The sequence below is a fragment of the Streptomyces sp. col6 genome (assembly GCF_008042035.1).
Taxonomy (GTDB): domain Bacteria; phylum Actinomycetota; class Actinomycetes; order Streptomycetales; family Streptomycetaceae; genus Streptomyces.
In genome coordinates, this window is sequence record NZ_RDBL01000094.1 from 1 (window position 1) to 664 (window position 664).

Here is a 664-nt window from a genome sequence, read left to right on the forward strand (position 1 = left end):
GGCGTGACCGTCATCTGCGAGGTCAAGCGCTCCAGCCCCTCCAAGGGCGCGCTCGCCGCCATCGCCGACCCGGCCGCGCTCGCCGCGGACTACGAGGCCGGCGGGGGTAGGCGTTGCGTCCACCCGGTGATTGTCGCCGCTGACGCGGAAAGGCGCAGCCCGGTCCGGGCCGCGCCTTTCGTGCGCGCGTCGCGCGCGGTGGGTCAGGAGGTCTGCGCCTGGCCGGCGCGCGCACGGGCGGCGACCAGCTCGGCCGACTCCTTCGGCATGCCGAGGCCCGCTGCCTTCATCGCGAGGCCGACGACACCACCGAGAAGGACGACGCCCATGCCGGCCCAGAAGCCGACCGGGTTGGCCGCGACCATGAAGACGCCCGCGACGCAGAAGCCGATGAAGGCGATGATGACACCGGTCCAGGCGGCCGGGGTGTGTCCGTGGCTGCTGCCCGCCATGAGTTGCTCCTCGTTGGTGTTGCGCTGTTGGAATCGCTCGGGTCGCTGTCCCCACGGCCCGTGCCGCTGTGCCAGCTCACTGTCATTGTCCCGTACGTGCGGGTAGGACGTGAGCTGGGGGTCATGCCTCGCGCGTCGGGTCCTCGCCGCGGTCCAGGGCCTTCCACAGGTCCTCGGGCCGGTCCGGGTCGGGGGCGCGGGGGGCCTTGCGG

At 73.0% G+C, this 664-nt stretch carries 1 protein-coding gene and 2 pseudogenes; 1 reads left to right on the top strand and 2 read right to left on the bottom strand.

Annotated elements, in window-relative coordinates; genetic code table 11:
* Positions 1–105 (top strand): annotated as a pseudogene (locus EAO73_RS35790) (indole-3-glycerol-phosphate synthase TrpC); the annotation flags it as partial.
* Between the two features lie 98 nt (positions 106–203).
* On the opposite strand, the gene EAO73_RS35795 reads toward EAO73_RS35790, so the two are convergent.
* On the bottom strand, positions 204–452 hold the full coding sequence (locus EAO73_RS35795; RefSeq protein WP_147975689.1) for an HGxxPAAW family protein: 249 nt from the start codon (positions 450–452) through the stop codon (positions 204–206).
* Between the two features lie 121 nt (positions 453–573).
* A pseudogene (locus EAO73_RS35800) lies at positions 574–664 on the bottom strand (Trp biosynthesis-associated membrane protein); the annotation flags it as partial.